Origin of the sequence: Consotaella salsifontis, assembly GCF_900167365.1 — a bacterium.
Lineage (GTDB): Bacteria > Pseudomonadota > Alphaproteobacteria > Rhizobiales > Rhizobiaceae > Consotaella > Consotaella salsifontis.
On record NZ_FUXL01000001.1, the window covers coordinates 12,792 to 30,998 of the forward strand.

The 18,207-nt window shown below is 64.8% G+C and carries 14 protein-coding genes; 6 read left to right on the forward strand and 8 right to left on the reverse strand.

Features of this window, described 5'->3' with window-relative positions:
• The first annotated feature begins 83 nt into the window (after positions 1-83).
• Positions 84-785, forward strand: coding sequence for a YdcF family protein (locus tag B5D38_RS00055; protein ID WP_165690741.1), 702 nt, complete (start codon positions 84-86; stop codon positions 783-785).
• On the opposite strand, the gene B5D38_RS00060 is transcribed toward B5D38_RS00055, so the two are convergent.
• Positions 775-1,851: a hypothetical protein gene (locus B5D38_RS00060; protein WP_078706679.1), complete on the reverse strand. Its 1,077-nt coding sequence runs from the start codon at positions 1,849-1,851 to the stop codon at positions 775-777. The two genes, B5D38_RS00055 and B5D38_RS00060, sit on opposite strands and share 11 nt — an antisense overlap.
• Before the next feature lie 282 nt (positions 1,852-2,133).
• Here B5D38_RS00060 and B5D38_RS00065 point away from each other — a divergent pair, with 282 nt between their 5' ends.
• The 5 genes from B5D38_RS00065 to B5D38_RS00085 all read left to right on the forward strand — a co-directional run bounded on the left by B5D38_RS00065 (position 2,134) and on the right by B5D38_RS00085 (position 10,742).
• Positions 2,134-2,769 (forward strand): hypothetical protein, encoded by a 636-nt coding sequence (locus B5D38_RS00065; protein ID WP_131829833.1) that lies wholly within the window; start codon positions 2,134-2,136, stop codon positions 2,767-2,769.
• A 61-nt stretch (positions 2,770-2,830) separates the two neighbouring features.
• Positions 2,831-3,346 carry a cupin domain-containing protein gene (locus tag B5D38_RS00070; RefSeq protein ID WP_078706354.1) on the forward strand — a complete coding sequence of 172 codons (516 nt, stop codon included), beginning with the start codon at positions 2,831-2,833 and terminating at the stop codon, positions 3,344-3,346.
• A 132-nt stretch (positions 3,347-3,478) separates the two neighbouring features.
• On the forward strand, positions 3,479-5,284 hold the full coding sequence (locus B5D38_RS00075; RefSeq protein WP_078706355.1) for a chloride channel protein: 1,806 nt from the start codon (positions 3,479-3,481) through the stop codon (positions 5,282-5,284).
• 42 nt (positions 5,285-5,326) lie between these two features.
• Positions 5,327-6,742, forward strand: coding sequence for an FAD-binding oxidoreductase (locus B5D38_RS00080; RefSeq protein ID WP_078706356.1), 1,416 nt, complete (start codon positions 5,327-5,329; stop codon positions 6,740-6,742).
• A 205-nt stretch (positions 6,743-6,947) separates the two neighbouring features.
• Positions 6,948-10,742 carry an AsmA family protein gene (locus B5D38_RS00085; protein WP_280949360.1) on the forward strand — a complete coding sequence of 1,265 codons (3,795 nt, stop codon included), beginning with the start codon at positions 6,948-6,950 and terminating at the stop codon, positions 10,740-10,742.
• 6 nt (positions 10,743-10,748) lie between these two features.
• On the opposite strand, the gene B5D38_RS00090 is transcribed toward B5D38_RS00085, so the two are convergent.
• The 7 genes from B5D38_RS00090 to B5D38_RS00120 form a co-directional block, all read right to left on the reverse strand.
• Positions 10,749-11,813, reverse strand: coding sequence for a dipeptidase (locus tag B5D38_RS00090; RefSeq protein WP_078706358.1), 1,065 nt, complete (start codon positions 11,811-11,813; stop codon positions 10,749-10,751).
• 102 nt (positions 11,814-11,915) lie between these two features.
• Positions 11,916-12,704 carry an ABC transporter ATP-binding protein gene (locus B5D38_RS00095; protein ID WP_078706680.1) on the reverse strand — a complete coding sequence of 263 codons (789 nt, stop codon included), beginning with the start codon at positions 12,702-12,704 and terminating at the stop codon, positions 11,916-11,918.
• Positions 12,701-13,546 (reverse strand): ABC transporter ATP-binding protein, encoded by an 846-nt coding sequence (locus B5D38_RS00100; protein WP_078706359.1) that lies wholly within the window; start codon positions 13,544-13,546, stop codon positions 12,701-12,703. The genes B5D38_RS00095 and B5D38_RS00100 overlap by 4 nt, the downstream gene beginning before the upstream one ends.
• Positions 13,543-14,472, reverse strand: coding sequence for an ABC transporter permease (locus B5D38_RS00105; protein ID WP_078706360.1), 930 nt, complete (start codon positions 14,470-14,472; stop codon positions 13,543-13,545). The genes B5D38_RS00100 and B5D38_RS00105 overlap by 4 nt, the downstream gene beginning before the upstream one ends.
• The gene (locus tag B5D38_RS00110) at positions 14,469-15,566 is read right to left on the reverse strand and encodes an ABC transporter permease (RefSeq protein ID WP_425349297.1); all 1,098 of its coding nucleotides are present in this window, start codon (positions 15,564-15,566) and stop codon (positions 14,469-14,471) included. The genes B5D38_RS00105 and B5D38_RS00110 overlap by 4 nt, the downstream gene beginning before the upstream one ends.
• 158 nt (positions 15,567-15,724) lie before the next feature.
• A complete protein-coding gene (locus tag B5D38_RS00115; RefSeq protein ID WP_245318685.1) occupies positions 15,725-17,347 on the reverse strand; it encodes an ABC transporter substrate-binding protein in 1,623 nt (540 codons plus the stop codon).
• Between the two features lie 185 nt (positions 17,348-17,532).
• Positions 17,533-18,207, reverse strand: coding sequence for a LutC/YkgG family protein (locus B5D38_RS00120; RefSeq protein ID WP_078706362.1), 675 nt, complete (start codon positions 18,205-18,207; stop codon positions 17,533-17,535).

The window sequence follows — 18,207 nt, forward strand, 5'->3', positions numbered from 1 at the left end:
AGAAACATCTAATCTACAGGGCGGTGAACCGCAAGATGCCTCATGCCGCGTTCGCAAGGTCCCGGGCAAGAGAGGAAACAGTGATGGCGTGGAACGAGCCGGACTTGGAGGAGCCGTTGCGGCTATTGTGGGACTATATGTGCCTGATCCATCGGCCAAAACCGTGCGATGCCATTCTCGTGCTCGGCAGCTTCGACGAAACGGCGGCGGTTTACGCCGCACGGCTTTGGCGAGAAGGATGGGCACCCCGCGTCATTATGTCCGGCGGCCTGGCGCACCGGGGCGGCCTGCTCGACACAGGCTGGGATCGTGCGGAAGCCGAGGTCTTCGCAGAGGTCGCGCGAGAACACGGCGTTCCCGAAAGTGCAATTCTGAAAGAAGGGTACGCCCAAAACACAGGCGAGAATTTTGTTTTGTCGCGAAGGCTGGCTAAGGAGGAGGGGCTTTCCATCTCGGCTCTGATGGTCGTCGCCAAGCCCTACATGACGCGTCGAGGTTATGCCGTGGGGTTGAAGATCTGGCCCGAGGCAGAGCTTGTCATGCAGGCCGAGGCCGTCACGGTTGAAGATTATCTCGCGCGCGATCCGAACCCCGAACGGGTGATTCAGGCGATGGTCGGCGATTTTCACCGCATCCTGGTTTACCCGGCGCTTGGCTTTCAGGCGCCACTGCCGGTTTCACGTGCTGTGGTGGAGGCGGCCCATTCCCTCATCGCCGCGGGCTACGGCGAGCGGCTGCTTTCCGGCTGGCCGCTCCTGCCGGAGGGCGTTCGCCCTACGCTTTGAGGCGACGATCGGTGAAGTTGCGTCTGTCGCCGGCGATGGTTCGCATGAGAGCGGCGAGGTTGTCGTCCCCTCCGGCTATTTCATCGAGTCGATCGACCTGGTTGATGGCGACGAGGCGCAGCAGGTCGTCGCGGACCTGTCCGTTCTCACCGCGCGGCAGGCGCTCGACACATTGCGCGATGTCGGGCCGCGCTTCGCCCGAGCTGAGGATGCGTGCTTCGATGGCCGCCTTGTCTGCCCCCGCCGCCGGCTCGATGAAGGCATAGATGCCGACGCCCTGCTTCTTGGGGTAGGGGAACAGCGACAGCGCGAAGGCGGATATTTCGGCGTCCGTTGACAGCCGCTCGGCGATCTTCCTGCCGTCGCTGTCGATCCGGTCATGGGTGCCCTCGCCATCCGACCAGCGGAAGAGGCCGCGTGTCACCGCGTTGTAGACGGGCTTGCCGGTCTTCAGCCATAGGCGCGCCGGAACGCTCTTTTCCGCCAGGATGCGCTTCTCGCGGGTTGTCAATGCGGCGGAGCAGAAGCTTCTCTTCTGCTTCAGGAGGTGGCGCAGATCCTCCCGCGCCATCAGGCGAAAGAGCGCCGTGCGCTTCTTGAAGATCGTGGCGAGCTGCATGTCGATCAACGCCGCACGCCCGTCCGGCGTAATCAGCCAGTTCTGGGGCTTGGCAAGGTCGTTGTGCGTGACGCCTCGACGATGGAGCGTGCGCAGCAGTCGCTTGGCGTCGCGGAAATAGGCTTCATTGCCCATGGGCTTGGCGACGTGGAGCGGCGTGCCTGCAATCCACGACCGATAGAGCCCGTCACGGTCGACCCCCAGAAGCTCCGGCGTGTTCGGCACCCCGGCCAGCGCCTTGAGCGCCGCGATCTCGCGCCGAGCAAGATGCCAGGCAAGCGGCTTCGTCCAGGTCGCGGCGGCGGAAACGCGCCGAAAGATCACCGTTTCCTCGGGATGATCCGCGAAGGCACCAACGGCGATCTCGCTGAAGAGATCGCGTTTCAGAACGACGCGAACGGAGAAGGGGCCTCTCTGCGTCGGGCTTGGTGGAGTGGCTGCGGTCATTTCATCCGAAAGCGCTTGAATCGGCGCGTCTTCTAGCATGGTCGAGGGGCTCTTGCGAACTATGGAACGGCCGATGCCAAGCCATGATAGCGAGTGGCAAGGCTTGGCATCGGTCGTTCTTCCTTAATCACTTGATACCGACAGCCTCCCCGGCCGACCACAAAAATCGACGACCCGGCAATGGCTTGAGAAAAAGTGATCTGGTGATGGCAACTTTTCGTTAACCATATTCCTTAAGTTTTTGCGCCGCACCATCGCAGCCGCTTCAGGATATCGCCCCTCATGAAGATCACACGGACCCGCCTCTCGCTCGCCGCGACGCTGCTGTTCTTGTTGGGGGGCGCAGGCTGCACCGTCACCAACAAGTACAGCTCGGTGACGATGGCGCGGTCCATGCTGCTCGGCTTCACCAAGGACGACGTCATCATGTGCGCTGGTTTCCCAACGCGCACGCGCGTCAACGGCGACACGGAGATTTGGAGCTACGAATATAAGGATCAGGCGGGCGGCGCGACGCTGACGGCACCATTGGTGCTTGGCATGGCGACGCCGACGCTCAACTATTCGGCCGGCGGCGGCTGCAAGATGCAGGTGCTTTTCGTTGACGACCGGGTGCGTCGTCTAGCCTATGCCGGCGATAACGATTCGGCGGCGGGGCGCGACATGCTGTGTACGCCTATCGTCGATGACTGCATCAACTACGCCAATGAGAACACGCGGATTCTGGCGCATCGACGGGCGCAGATGTCGGCGATCGACCGGCAGACCATGGTCGGGGCCATTGCCAAGCCTGAGAACGCGACAGATGAGGAGGGGGCGCAATCGTCCGAGGGAGCCGCGGCCGCGCGGACGAACGATCGGGAGCCGGCGGACGAAAATCACCAAGACGGCGAGGACCATCCGGGCGCCGACCGTTGATCCGCCGCCGCAATGCCTATCCTACCCGAAGGAGACGAAGCCGAACCGGGGAGATCTGTGGATGCGGATAGAACGTCACCAGCTTTCGCCTGAGAACGACATTCCGAATTCGCCGCTGCCGCTGATCCTGGCGCGCGGCGCGGTCGCGATGCCGACGAGGCCTGAGGCGGTCGAGGAGATGGTTCGCGGCAACGGCTGGACGGGAACCTGGGTCTATACGGTCTACGACTACTGGCACTATCACGTGACCGGACATGAGCTGCTGATCTGCGTGGCGGGAACCGCCGAACTCGGCTTCGGGGGACCGCATGGCATCCGCGTCGAGGTCGCGCCGGGAGACATGGCTGTTTTGCCCGCCGGCACGGGCCATCGCCGGTTTTCGGCCTCGGCGGATTTCGCCATGGTCGGCGCCTACCCGCCTGGACAGGACGGCAGCATCACTCGTGTCGGTGCGATGGATACGGCGGAAGCGGCCGCGCGGATTGCCCGCCTCGCCCTGCCGCAAAACGATCCTCTGACCGGCGAGCGCCCCGGCATATTCGATGCCTGGCGGGGCCGAGGGGAGGCACTTTCCTGACGCCCCGAAAGCGTTTCACCCGAAGCCGCGACCAGAATGCATGGCAGTTTTTCAGGTTGGACGTCTTCCAATTTGATCCGAGAGTGCCATAGAAGGGGCCCCTTCCAACTCGAGAACGAATAGCCGCTTCCGATGTCACAGAGCTCCACCGCCGTTTCCGCTGCGCAGCCCGCACCGGAGGCGGGTGCGCCGCCCCTGCGCGAGGTGAAGCTGCCGATGATGCTGGTGTTGTCGCTGATCGTCGGCATTATCGCCGGGCTTGGAGCAATCGTCTTCAAGTATCTGATCGCGCTGATCTACAATTTCTCGTTCTATGGCGTCGTCAGTCCGTTTCTCGATACCAATTCCTTTGGTCCGCCCAGCCCGTGGGGTGCTGCCATCATCCTCGTGCCGGTGCTCGGCGGATTGATCGTTGTATATCTGGTGGAAACCTATGCGCCCGAGGCGCGGGGGCACGGCGTGCCGGAGGTGATGTACGCCATCTACCACAAGGGCGGAAACGTTCGTGGCGTTGTCGCCGTCATCAAGTCGGTCGCCTCTGCCATCTCGATCGGCACGGGCGCGTCGGTCGGTCGTGAGGGACCGTTCATTCAGATCGGCTCGTCCTTTGGTTCGACATTCGGACGGCTTCTCGGTCTCGTCCAGCACCAGAAGATCACGCTGCTTTCTGCCGGCGCTGGCGCCGGCATGGCCGCAACATTCAACACGCCGCTCGGCGGTATGCTCTTCGCTTCGGAAATCCTTCTGCCGGAAGTCTCGACGCGAACCTTTCTACCCGTCGTCGTGGCCACGGCGACCTCCACCTACACCTACCGCTACGCCATGGGAGCGGCTTCGGCCTTCGTCGTGCCGCTCCAGGACATGGGACTGGAACCGGTTAATTTGGCCGAACTAGTCGTAGCCGGGATTCTTGGCGCCATCATGGGTGTCGCCGCATGGATCTTTATTAGAGCGCTGGCGAAGGCCGAGACGGTTTTCGAGGATTCCAAGCTCAATCCCTATCTCCAGAACGTCATCGGCATGACGATCGTGGGCATCACCGGCTATGTCTTTCTGCTCGCCTCCGGCCAGTATCACGTTCTAAGCGCCGGTTACGCGACGATTCAGGCGGTCCTCAACGGCGAGCACATGGGTGTCGCGCTGCTGCTGTTGCTCTTCGTGGGCAAGCTGGTGGCAACCTGCTTTAGTCTCGGTTCGGGAGCGTCTGGCGGAATTTTCTCGCCTTGCCTGTTCATGGGGGCGACGCTTGGCGGCGCCATCGGCCTTATCGGCAATCAGCTTCTGCCCGGCTTTAACCTCTCGCCGGAGATCTTTGCGATCATCGGCATGGGCGCCATGGTCGGCAGTGCCACCAGCGCGGGCATGACGGCCATCGTCATGATCTTCGAGATGACCCGCGACTATCAGATTATCTTGCCGCTGGTTCTCGCCGTCGCCGTCGCCCTGGGAGTGCGACGTGCGCTGATCGTTGCCGATATCTACACCATCAAGCTTCGTAATCGCGGTAAGCCGATCCCCGTGGACCGCACCACCAACATGTTTCTGGTGCAGCCGGTGACGGATGTCATGGCCCGCGATTTCAAGGTGCTGCCCGCTTCGATGACTGTGGTGGAGGCGCTCAAGGAAGTGGATCCGGAACATACGCGCGTTGTTCTTTCCGATGGCAACCGCATCATCGGTTTCGTCCGCTTCCTGACCATCCCCTATCATGCTGACAGATATGCCGGTCAGACACTGGGCGAGATCGGCGAAACCGAATTCATCATTGCCGGCCAGAACTCGATCCTGAACACCGTGATGACGCGCATGAGCCGGCGACAGCGCTCCTACGCCATCGTCGTCAAGGACGTGCGCGGCGTCCCGCGTCCCGAGGATATCGTCGGCGTCATCGGCCGCGAGGAGATCGCGCGGGCCGTGGTTCGCAACCACTACGGTTGAGCTTGGCCAGCCGTATCGCGCGTCAACGGGAGCAGGGACAACATGGCGCTCGCCGAGATCTTGAATGAAAGGCGGGAACGCCGGCCGGGAATTCCCGCCGCCATCGCCGAGCTGAAATCGTTTTTCGGGGAACGGGTCGTCACCGGCGAGGACGTTCGCCGCGCTCATGCCCACTCGACGACCTATCTGCCGGCCCAGCTTTCGGATGCGGTCGTCTTCGCCGAGACCGAGGCCGAGGTTCAGACGATCGTCGGCATTTGCGGGCGACACGGCTGCCCCATCGTTCCCTTTGGCGCGGGCTCGTCGCTGGAGGGGCATGTGAACGCACCCTTCGGCGGCATCGCTCTGAACCTCTCCCGGATGAACCGCGTGCTGGCGGTTCATGCCGAGGACCTCGATTGCGTGGTGGAAGCCGGCATCACGCGCGAAACGCTCAACAGCCACCTGCGCGACACGGGCCTGTTCTTCCCCATTGATCCCGGCGCCGACGCGACGCTTGGCGGCATGGCCGCAACCCGCGCCTCGGGCACCAACGCGGTGCGCTACGGCACCATGCGCGACAACGTCATCGCGCTCAACGCCGTCATGCCTGACGGAAGCCTCGTGCGAACAGCGCGGCGCGCCAAGAAGACGAGCGCGGGCTATGACCTGACGCGACTGCTTGTCGGCTCCGAGGGAACGCTCGGCATCATCACCAGCCTCAATTTGCGGCTCGCCGGCATTCCGGAGACGATCCTCTCCGGCGTCTGCCCATTCCCGACCGTCAAGGACGCCTGCGACGCCGTCATAATGACGATCCAGAGCGGCATTCCCGTCGCCCGCATCGAGCTTATGGACGAGGCAGCGGTCGGCGCTGCCAACAGCGCGTCGAAGCTCGGCCTCGACCCGTCGCCTTGCCTGTTCCTGGAGTTTCATGGGTCGGCTGCTTCCGTCGACGAGCAGTCGCAGGCGTTTTCCGCCATCGCCGCCGAATTCGGCGGAGGCGAGGTCCAGCGGGCGACGCGGCCGGAGGATCGTGCCCGCCTTTGGAAGGCGCGTCACCACCATTATTGGGATGTTCTGACCCTTCGCCCCGGCTGCAAGGGCATTCCGACAGATGTCTGCGTTCCCGTCTCGGCACTATCCGAGTGCATCGCGGAGACGCAGAAGGACCTTGCCGCGTCGGACCTGATAGGACCGATCATCGGCCATGTCGGCGACGGAAACTTCCACGTTCTGCTCTTGATTGATACGGAACAGCCCGCCGAGATCGCCGCCGCCGAGGGGTTCATGGCGCGTCTCGCGGCCCGTGCGCTGGCTTTCGACGGCACGTGCACCGGCGAACACGGCATCGGCCAGGGCAAGCGGGGATATCTCGACGCCGAGCTCGGACCGGCAGTCGATGTGATGCGGGCGGTCAAGCAGGCGCTCGACCCCCGCGACATCATGAACCCAGGCAAGATATTCTCCTTGTCTTGAGGCGTCTTGCACTCGACAAAGCGTTGGGGTTCTGACCTATCTCGAAATGAGTCCAGCGCTTGCCCGCCGGGCCGGACCGTGAGGGATAGCGGCCGCTTGATCGATCAAGCGGATACGGGGAGAACGGATCGCTGAAGCCGCGCCGGCAAAAAGGCCGAAGAGGTTTCAGCCAAGGAGGGAGATCCTGCTCAGGGCCTTTGTCGCCATCGGCACTCTTTTGGTACTGGCGTTGGTCGCGGCGCTGGTAGCGCCTTTCTTTATCGATTGGTCCGTCTACCGAGCCGATTTCGAGCGCGAGGCCAGCCGCATTCTTGGCCGCCATGTCGTCGTCGAGGGCGAGGCGTCGGCGCGTCTGTTGCCGTTCCCCTCTGTCACGTTCTCCGACGTCGAGGTCAGGAATGACGCTGGAGAGATCGTGATGACGGTCAAGCGCTTCCGCATGGATGCCGAGCTGGCCCCCTATCTTTCCGGCGAAATCCGCATCTTCTCCATGAACCTGGAGGAGCCGAACCTCGTTCTCGGCCTGCCGCGCGAGGGCGCGATGGAGTGGGTCTTCGCCGCCCCCGACATTCCGACATCGGCGACGGTGGTTCTCGAGAACATCACGATCGAGGATGGCACCATCGTCGTGCGCAACGATCGCACGACCCGCATCCATTACCTTCGGAACGTCGAAGCCCATTTGTCCGCCCGCTCACTTCAGGGGCCACTTTCAGGCGAGGGAACGCTGACCGCAGACGGCCATCAGCTGGGTTTCTCCATCAGCACCGGCTCATCGGGGGAAGAGGGGGGATTGCCGCTGAAAGTGCGTCTTGACGCGCCCGAGGTTGATGCTGGCTTTGTCGTCGACGGCCGCGCGACGATGGAGGAGGGTCTTCCCCAAATCAGTGGATCTTTGCGCGTGTCGAGCCCGCTCGCCGCCCCCGCGCCCGCCACCGAAGGCAACGTCTTCGGCGCTGCAGAGCCGGATGAGGCGGCGACGGACCGCAGCGATCGCGTGCGGCCCGGTGGCGCCGTCCTGCCGCCGGTACAGGCCACGAGCACCATCGAAGCGTCGGCCGATGCGGTCGACCTCACCGACCTCCGCGTTTCGGCCGGGCCGCCCAAGGCACCCTATGTTCTGACCGGCGCGGGGCGATTGAACATTGCGCCCAACCCGTCCTTCGTGCTCGACCTTGAAGGCGAGCAGGTGGATGTCGACACGCTTGCGTCCGGTGAGACCGAGAGCACTGCCGGCGCCGTGGGGCTGGACGAGCGGCTGGAGGCGGTGCGCCGCGTCCTGGCGATGGTGCCGCGCCCCGAGATACCGGGAACCATACAGCTGTCGCTGCCGGTGGTCGTCGTTGGCGATACGACGGTGCGCGAGGTGTCCGTTGCCGCTTCGCCGACCGATGCGGGCTGGTCGCTCGCTCGGCTTTCCGCAGAACTTCCGGGCCGCACGCAGCTATCGGCCGACGGGACGCTCGATCTCGGGCCGCGTCTGCGCTTCAAGGGCGATCTCCTTCTGGCCTCGCGCCAGCCGGCGGGCTTCTCATCCTGGCTGTCGGGGGCTGTCGATCCTGCGGTTCGGGGGCTGAACCGTGCAGGCTTTTCAGCCAAGGTCGATCTTTCGGAAGACGCGCAGATCTTCAACGACCTGGAGGTGGACGTCGGCGGAAACACCTTGAAGGGCAGCCTGAAGCGCAGCGGAGCCAGTGGCCAGAGGGCGCTCAACGCGCGCCTTTACGGCGGAGCTGCAAACCTCGACGCCATTCAAGCGTTCTCGAAACTCTTCACCGGGCAGACCGACTCGCTGGCTGAGGCGAGCCGCTACAACGTTGCCTTCTCCGCCGGCCCCGTTTCATACAAGGGAGCCTCCGCGCGCGCCGTCGCGGCGGAATTCTCCTATGACGGCAATCGGCTTTCGGTTTCCAGGCTGTCGGTGGACGATCTTGCCGGAAGCGACCTTTCCGCCTCGGGCGAGCTTTCCGGCCTCAGGGCCAACCCGCAGGGCGATCTCTCCATCTCCGTCGAGAGCGAACGGCCGGAGGCGATCATCGACTTCCTGAGCCAGCGTCTGCCGGAAAGCCCGGTTCTTCCGGTCCTGGCGCGGCGGGCGCCGTCCTTCGGTCCACTGCGCCTCAAGGCTCGGCTGCGAACCGATGAGCATACCTCGAACGGTGTGCCGGCGCTGCGCATCACCGTGGCCGGCTCGGCGGGCGGCACCAGGATCGACAGTTCCATCGCGTTGGAAAATGGCTTTGCCATTGCCACCGAAAGCGGCCGCTACGGCGTCAATCTTGGCCTGACCAACGACGATCCGCCGCAACTGTTGACCCAGCTGGGGTTCGATGCCCTCCCTGTGGACGTGCCCGCGCCGCTCTCGCTCCAGCTTTCCCTCTCCGGCGAAAAGACGGGTCCGGCGATGTTGAGCGCGGCCCTGAGGGCGCCGGGTTCCGAACTCGCGGCCAACGGAACGGTGGAGATTTCAGCGGAGGGCATAGACAGTCTCGAAGCCTCGCTGATCGCCCGAAGCGAGGACTTCGCGTCTTGGCTTCTCGCAGGTGGCGGCTTCTTGGGCCAAACCGCGGACCTGTCGATGCCGGTCGACATGACCGCCGACATCTCCTGGTACAAGGGCGACTGGACGCTTGACGGTTGGCAGGGCTCGCTCGCCGGTGTCACGGTCGCCGGCGCGTTGCGAAAGACCGAGGAAGGTCCTGTCACCGGCGATCTCCGCCTGTCCGAATTGTCGCTGCCGTGGCTCGCCGAACTGGTCTATGGCCGGCCGCCGCTGGATCCGGACGGCGGCTGGTCATCGGCGGGATTCGGCTCGCCCTTTCCGCTTCCCGATGCGGACCTTGATCTTTCCGTGCAGCGTTTCGACCTGGGCGGGGCATCTGCCGTCGCAGGCCTCTCCGCGCATTTGTCCAACGACGCATCACAACTGCTCCTTTCCGATGCCAAAGGAGGAATCGGCACAGCCGAGATCGCGGGAAGCCTCGCGCTGAAGAACGTCAATGGCGTTGGCGGTTTCTCCATGACGGCGAAGGGCTCGGGCATCGCGCTGGACCGCCTGTTCCTGGGGCAGGACGACGGATCGATACCCGGCACGTTCGGCGGAGAAATCGCGCTTGACGCCACCGGCCAATCCTACCGGGCAATGCTCTCGGCCATGACGGGGGCGGGAGAGGTGGAGGTGCGCGATGCAGCGCTGCCGGGCATTGCCCCGACCATGTTCGGCCCCATCGTTGCGGCCGCCGACAAGGAGGGATTCGAGATCAGCCAGCGGACCGTTTCCGCTGTCGTTTCCGGCCTCGATCAGGGGGCTACGGTTCCGGTCCCCTCGGCCAGCTCCCGATTCTCCGTCGCCGGCGGCATCGCGCGCTTCGCGCCCGTGACGCTCCAGACCGACGGCGGTACGCTCACTCTCAGCGGCGAGGTCGACCTCGCCGATGCCGCCTTGCAGGGGCAGGCGCAACTGGCCCTCGACGCGGGCGACGAAAAGGTCGAGGGCGCCGACCCGCTGGTCGATTACACGATTTCTGGCAGCCTGGCGGCGCCCCGGCTTGAGGCGGACGTCAGCTCTCTGGCCAACTATCTTTCCGTTCGAAGGCTCGAGAAGGAGCAGGAGCGGGTGGAGGCGATGCAGGAGGCGCTTCAGGAAAAGCTGCGGCTGCGTCGCGAGGTCCGCTTCTACCGCTGGCGCGCCGGCGAGCGGGACAGGCTGCGCACCGAGGCTGAAGCCGTCGCCGAGCGCGAGCGCCAGGCGCTTGAGCGCCAGAAGGCAGAGGAGGCCGCAAAAGCGGCAGCAGAGGAAGAAGACGTGATCCGCAAGGCGATCGAGGATGCCGAGCGTCGGTCGAGGGAGGCTCCGAGCCAGCCGGACGGCAAAGCCTCCACGCCGAACCCCGACCTCAACTTCGATGTCTCGCCGCCATCCCCCGTCGCGCCGCGGCCGGCACCGCCAGCGCCGGTCGATCCCGCGCTTCCAGGCGTCACCAACCCGCTTCAGTTCTGATCCGTATCAGGCCGCCGTCTTCCATGTGCGGCCAAGGACGCCCAGCCAGTTCTTGTGGGCGATCTTCTCGATCAGGTCGCTGCCATAGCCACGGCTTTCCATCGCCGAGAACAGGGCCGGCAACCCGGCCGCATCCTTAATAGCCCGTGGAATCATGGCGCCGTCGAAGTCGGAGCCGAGGGCTACGCCGTCCTCGCCGAGCCGACCCAGGAGATGGTCGAGATGGCGTAGCATCGTCTCCAGCGGCGTGTTGTCGTCCATCGACCCGTCCTCGCGCAGGAAGGCGGTGGCGAAGTTGAGCCCCACGACGCCCTTCGATGCGGCGATGGCGTCGAGCTGGCTGTCGGTCAGGTTGCGGCTGACGGGACAGAGCGCGTGGGCGTTGGAATGGGTGGCGACGAGCGGCGCGTTCGAAAGCTCGGCGACGTCCCAGAAGCCCTTTTCGTTCAGATGGGAGAGGTCGAGAAGGATGCCGAGCTCGTTGCAGCGCTCTACCAGCCTCTTGCCCGGCTCCTTCAGCCCGCCGCCGACGTCGGGGGAGGAGGGAAAGGCCATGGGCACGCCGTCGGCGAAGATGTTGTTGCGGCTCCACACCATGCCGATGGAGCGAAGGCCCGCCGCATGGAGAACGTCGAGCAGCTTAAGGTCCTCGTCGAGCGCCTCCGCTCCCTCGATGTGCAGCACGGCCGCCATGGCCCCGACGGCCCACGCCGCCTCGATATCAGCCACCGAACGGCAGACCTTGAGTCGCCCCTTCGACATGCGCTCCAGACGGAACAAGATGGAGGCCATATGAACGGTCGACACCTCCGCCACCGCCTTTTCCAATGGCACGGGAAGGGGTAGCGCGTAGCCGCCCTTGGGCATCCGCGAAGTCACGTCCGCCTCGTGCGGCGAGGGCGGAAAGATCGCGAACATGCCGCCGCGCAAACCGCCCGTCTCGGCGCGCTTGAGGTCGATATGGCCGCCGGCGCCGCCGTTGAGGAAGGTCTCGAACGCGCGCGGCGTTCCTTCTTCCATGATGCGCAGGAGAACGTCGTTGTGGCCGTCGAAGACGATGGGCGAGGGCATTTTAGGCAATCCTGGGAGGCGTTAGGGAATCAAGAAATGATCGGGCGAGGATAGACCCTGGCGGCCGGGCCAGGGGAGCCGCGGCACACCGTTTCCGGTGGATCAGCGGACATAGCCCTCGCTCGCCGTCAGAAGCCGCCTCGTATAATCGGAGGCGACGGCGTGGTCCTTCAGTCCCGCCCGGTCCAGCTCCTCCACCGCCTCGCCGCCCTGCATGACCAGCAGGCGATCGCACATGTGGTCGATCACTGCGAGATCGTGGCTGACGAGGAGATAGGTCAGCTTCTTCTCGGCCCTCAGGCGCTGGAGGAGATTGAGCACCTCCGCCTGGATCGACGCGTCGAGCGCCGAGGTCGGCTCATCGAGGAGGAGAACGTCTGGCTCCACGATGAGCGCGCGGGCGATGGCGATCCGCTGGCGCTGACCGCCGGAGAGCTGATGCGGCAGGCGAAACCGAAAGCGCGCGTCGAGACCCACGTCCTTCAGCGCAGCCACCACCCGCTCCTCGCGATCCGCGAAGCGGTGGATGGCGAGCGGCTCCGACAGCACCCGGTCGACCGTGTGGCGCGGATGAAGCGAGCCGTAAGGGTCCTGAAACACCATCTGAACGCGGCGCGCGAAGGTCTTGCTTCTTCTGCCTTCTATCGCTGTGCCGTCCATCGATACGGAGCCGCCGGAAATGGGCGCGAGGCCGCAGATGGCGCGCAGCACCGTCGATTTCCCGGAACCCGACTCGCCGACCAACCCGAAGGACTCCTCGGGGCGAACGTTGAAGGAGATGCCGCGCACCGCGCGCACCTCCTGACGGCCGTGCCCGAACACCACCTGAAGGTTGCTGGCCGAGAGCTTGGGCGTGGGCGCGGCGGGCGCCTCAGCGGGAACGGCGCTCATGCCCATGCCTCGTCGCGTTCGAGAACCGGCAGCGGCTCGCGCGAGCCGCCGATTTCCGGCAGGCAGTTGAGCAGCCCACGCGTATAGGGATGCCTGGCCTCGTGGAGACGGTCGGCTGCGATCTCCTCGACAATGCGGCCGAGATACATCACCAGCACACGGTCGCAGAATGTCGACACCAGCTTCAGGTCATGGCTGATGAAGATCAGCCCCATGCCGCGCTCGCGCACCAGGGCATCGAGAATCTTCAGGACTTCGAGCTGAACCGTGACGTCCAGGGCCGATGTCGGCTCGTCAGCGATCAGAAGGTCGGGGCGCGGGATCAGCATCATCGCGATCATCACCCGTTGGCCCATTCCGCCAGAGAGCTCATGCGGATAGGCCGAGAAAACCCGCTTGGGATCGCGGATCTGCACCTCCTCCAACATGGTCAGCGCCCGCCGCGTCGCCTCGCGCGAAGAGATGCGCTCATGCACCTTCAGCGCCTCGACGAGCTGCCGCCCGACGCGCATCACCGGGTTCAGCGAGTATTTCGGGTCCTGCATGATCATGGCGATGCGTTGACCCCGCACGGCGCGCATCCGGCGCTCCGAGAGGGTCTGCAGCTCCATGCCTTCCAGTGCGAGGCGCTCGGCGGTCGCGCTGCCCGGCGAGCGGACGAGGCGCAGGATCGCCCGGCCCGTCATGGATTTGCCCGAGCCCGATTCGCCGACGATGCCGACGCGCTCTCGGCCCACGGAGAAGGAGATGCCGCGCACCGCCTCGATGGCGCCTCTTCGTGTGGCGAAGCGCACCTTGAGGTCGCGCACGTCGAGAAGCGGCGTTGATGGGGAAGCACTCATTGCCGGTTGCCTCGCGGATCGAGCACGTCGCGCAGTCCGTCACCCAGGAGGTTGAAGCCGAGGCTGACCGTCAGGATGGCGAGGCCGGGGATCGTGGCGACCCACCAGTGGCTGAGGAGATACTGCCGGCCGGTGGAGATCATCGCGCCCCATTCGGCCAGCGGCGGCTGAGCGCCGAGCCCGAGAAAGCCGAGACCGGCAGCCGTCAGGATGATACCCGCCATGTCGAGTGTCACACGGATGATGAGCGATGAGACGCACATCGGCATGATATGCCCGATGATGATGCGCAGCGTGCTCGCCCCTTGCAGCCGCGCCGCGGCGATGTAGTCAGAGCGCCGCACCGTCAGCGTTTCCGCTCGGGCGACGCGCGCATAGGGCGGCCAGGCGGTGAGTGCGATCGCCAACACCGCGTTGACGATGCCGGGGCCGAGAGCCGCGACGAAGGCAAGCGCCAGGATGAGGCGCGGAAACGCCAGGAAGATATCGGTGAGACGCATCAGCAGCCGGTCTGTCCAGCCGCCGATGGTGCCCGCAACGGCGCCGATGATCAGACCGAAGACCGGCGCCGTGACCGCCACCAGCCCGACGATGTAGAGCGTTACCCGCGCGCCAAAGACGATGCGGCTCCAGATATCGCGGCCGAGCTCGTCGGTGCCGAGAAGGTGGCCCTGCCAGCCCGGTGGCTGGAGACGATCGCCGAGGTGCTGGATGTTGGGATTAGCGGTCGCTAGCCACGGCGCGAAGATCGCCATCAGGATCAGGGCGATGATGATGGCGAGACCGACCATGGCGAGGAAGTTGCCGGAAAGGTCCGCCCAGGCGTTCCAGATGCTGATGCAGCGGGCGTGGAAGCGCGAGGTGGGTGTGTCTGTCTTGAGCCACGCCCCGAGGCCACCCTTTGACGTGTTTTCGACGGTCGTCATCGCGCCCTCGGATCGACTGCGACATAAAGAAGGTCGGACAGGAGGTTGAGACAGACGAACACGACGCCGATGACCACCGTGCCGCCAAGGACGGCGTTGAGGTCGGCGGCGAACAGCGCCTTCGTGATGTAGAGGCCAAGCCCCGGCCAGGCGAAGACGGTCTCCGTCAGGACGGAGCCTTCGAGAAGCGCGGCATAGGAAAGGACGATGACGGTGATCAGCGGCACCGCAGCGTTGCCAAGGGCATGCACCCAGACGACGCGCCACTCCGGCACGCCCTTCACCCGCGCCGTCGTCACATATTCCTGTCCCAGCTGCTCCAGCATGAAGGAGCGCGTCATGCGCGAGATGTAGGCGAGGGAGAAATAGCCGAGCACGACGACCGGAAGGACGATGTGGGTGAGAGCGTTGAACAGCACGTCCCAGGCGCCGGAGAGGGCGGAATCGATGAGGATCGAGCCGGTATGGCGCGTCACGTCAAACTCGTAGGACAGCTCGTAGGAGGTATCGAGCCGGCCAGGGCCGCCCACCCATTCCAGCTGGCCATAGAACACGAGAAGCGCGATGAGGCCGAGCCAGAAGACCGGCATCGAATAGCCGAGCAGGCCGACGAAGCGCAGCACCTGATCGGGCCAGCGCCCCTGGTTGACGGCGGAAACGACACCGGCCGGCACTCCGAAAAGGACGCCGAGGATCGTCGCCAGGGTGGCGAGCTCGAGGGTTGCCGGAAAAGCGTCGGCAAGGTCCTCGACGACAGGGCGGGCAGTCAGATTGGAGTGGCCGAAATCGCCATGGGCGACGCTGTTCACGTAGATCGCGAACTGCTCGGGGATCGGCTTGTCGAGGCCCATGGCCCGCGCGGCGGTCTCGTACTGCTCCTGCGTCGCGCGCTCGCCAACCACCGAAAGCACCGGATCGACCGGCACCAGCCGCCCGATGACGAAGGTCACCAGAAGGAGGCCGAAAAGCGTGATGACGAGGCTGAGGCCGGTGTTGCCGATATGCCGGAAGACGCGCGGCAACATGAGCCCGCCGCCGGCGCCAGCCTCCGTCAGATCGCCATGGACGGGCGCGCTCTCGCGTTGCTCACTCATGCGCGAAGCTCCTCGGTGCGCGCGTTATGCAAGCCAAACCCGTATCGTCGGACGCCTGGACCGAAGCCAGGCGCGCGGCGCCGAAGACAAGTTATCACAATCATGAACCGTGCCGCGGGTGGCGCGGCCGGCGGAAAACGCCGGCCGCATTCCTCTCGTTACTGGGCGCTCTTTGTCACCGGCCAATAGAAGGCCGAACTGACCGCGCCGCCCATGCTGAAGTTTTCCACGCCCTTGGCCGCGCCGTCCTGCTCCTGAATCTGGAACATGTAGGCGAAGGGCGACTTCTCCATGTTGATCTTCTGGATGTCGGCGTACATCTGCTTGCGCTTGTCGGTGTCCTTCTCGACCACCGCCGCCTCGACCATCGGCGTGGTCTCCGTCGCCGGATAGGCGATGCGCCAGGAGAGATTGCCCGTCAGCTGCGCCTCTTCCGAGTTGTCGGGGTTGGCGGCGAAGACGGAAGCATTGGTGTTCGGATCCGGATAGTCCGGACCCCAGACCTCCAAGGTCAGCTGCGTCTTCCGGGCGCGGTAGGCGGAAAGGACTTCCGAACCTGTGGCAGTGCGGATGTTCGCCTTGATTCCCGCCTGACCCAGTGTCGCCTGAAGTGCCTGGGCGATATCGGTACGGATCTTCTCGTTGCGCACCAGCAGCTCGACCTCGAAGCCGTCAGGGTAGCCGGCTTCCTTCAGAAGCTCCTTCGCCTTCTCAACGTCGAGCTTGTAGGGTTCGGCATCGATGGCGCCGAGAAAGCCCTTGGGCAGCAGGGTCTGATGGACCGCGACCTGTCCCTTGACGATGGTGTCGGCCATGCCCTGGTAATCGATCAGGTACTTGATGGCCTCAACCACCTTTTCGTTCTTCAGCGGCTCATAGACCTGGGTGGCGGCGAGGTAATAGATGCGGCCGCGCTGCTCGGTCAGGACCTTGAGCTGATCGTTGCTCTCGATCGCGGAGACATCCTCCGGCGTCAGGTTGCGGGCGATGTCGATATCGCCCTTTTCCAGGAGCAGACGCTGGGTCGCGGGTTCGGCGACATGGCGCACGTAGACCCGCTTCATGGCGAGGTCGCCCTTCCAGTTCGGATTGGCGTCCAGCAAGACCGACTCGTTAGGCTTCCAGCCCTTCAGCATGTAGGGGCCGGAGCCGGCGGAATGGGTGGCGAGCCAGCCATTGGCCATATCGCCATTTTCCTCATGCTCCATCGCGGCCTTTTCATCGACGATGGAGCCGACCTCGGCCGTCAGCGCATTGTAGAAGAAAGACGGCGCATAGGGCTTGTCGGTGACGATCTTCACCGCGTCGTCGCCCGCTACCGTGACGGCGGTGTCGATGTTGTCCTTGGTCAGGCCGAACTGGGTGATGATGAAGGAGGGCGTCTTGTCGAGCTTCACCACGCGGCGCAGCGACCAGACGACGTCTTCCGGCCGCACCGGGTTTCCGGACGCGAATTTCAGGCTGGTGTCGATCTTGAAGGTGTAGGTCACGCCGTCGTCGGCGACGCTCCACTCCTTGGCAACGCCCGGCGCGAGCTCCAGCGTCTTCGGGTCCAGGCCGATCAGCTTCTGGTACATGTTGTTGATGCCGTCCTGGCCGGCCCATTCGAAGCTCTGCGCAGGATCGAAGGTCTTGATGTCGTCGATGGAGTTGGCGATGACCAGCGTGTCCGCCGGCGTCTCGGCAAGGGCCGGAGCGGCAAGGCCGGCAAAGGCCACGAGGGCGGCGCCGGCAAGAAGTCCTCGGGAGTGGGCGGCGAGACGTGAAAGCGGTGAACTCACGGATGCGGGCCTTTCCAGCAAGAGCGGACGATGTTTGAGGCGGCGTGGGGCGCGCATGGCGCGCCAACGCCGAACGTTGCGAATGGACAGGCTATTGGACGCGCCAACGCATGGCAAGGAAATCTGCCCTTAAAATCGGCGTGCCCGAACATTTTGCAGTGCAAAAGACGCCTGGAAAATAAGGCTCAGCCGATCAGGAAAACGACGAGCTCTCGCGGGCCATGGGCGCCGATGAGCAAGGTCTGCTCAATGTCGGCCGATCGCGACGGACCGGTGATGAGGTTGACGCTGCGCGGCATCGCGCCCTCGCCGTAGTGCATTCTCAGTCGCTGCCAGAATGGCTCCATCGCCCCTTCCACGTCGTCGGCGGACAGGGCCACCAGATGGTTGTCGGGCAGATAGTTGAGGCTGTTGGGATTGTCCGGGCCGGAGAGGACGACCAGCGTTCCGCTTTCGGCGATGGCGCCCTCCGCATGGGAGAGCCCGGTGAGGTCACTACCGTCGCTCGCGCCATTACGGATGGAGAGCGCGGTTGTCTCGAAAGGGGCAGCGGCGAGACGAGGATCGCCGGACATGATGACTTCCGCCGGCAGGTTCGCCGCGCGCAGCCAGTCGGCGACGGCGCCCGGCAGCGCGTCATAGGTCGCGATGCGCTGAACCCGCGCGCCGGCACGGCCGGCCATCTCCGTGAACAGCGCGACGCGCCCCTCCCGGTCGATCTGGCCGCGCGCCGGCACGATGCCTTTCGGATGTTCCGCCAGCCGCGCCGCGACGGCCTTGCGACGCTCGGCCTGGCTGACGCCGCCGGCAGCGGCTTGGCGGATGCGGGCGAGCATCGTCTCGCGTGGGGAGGTCGCCAT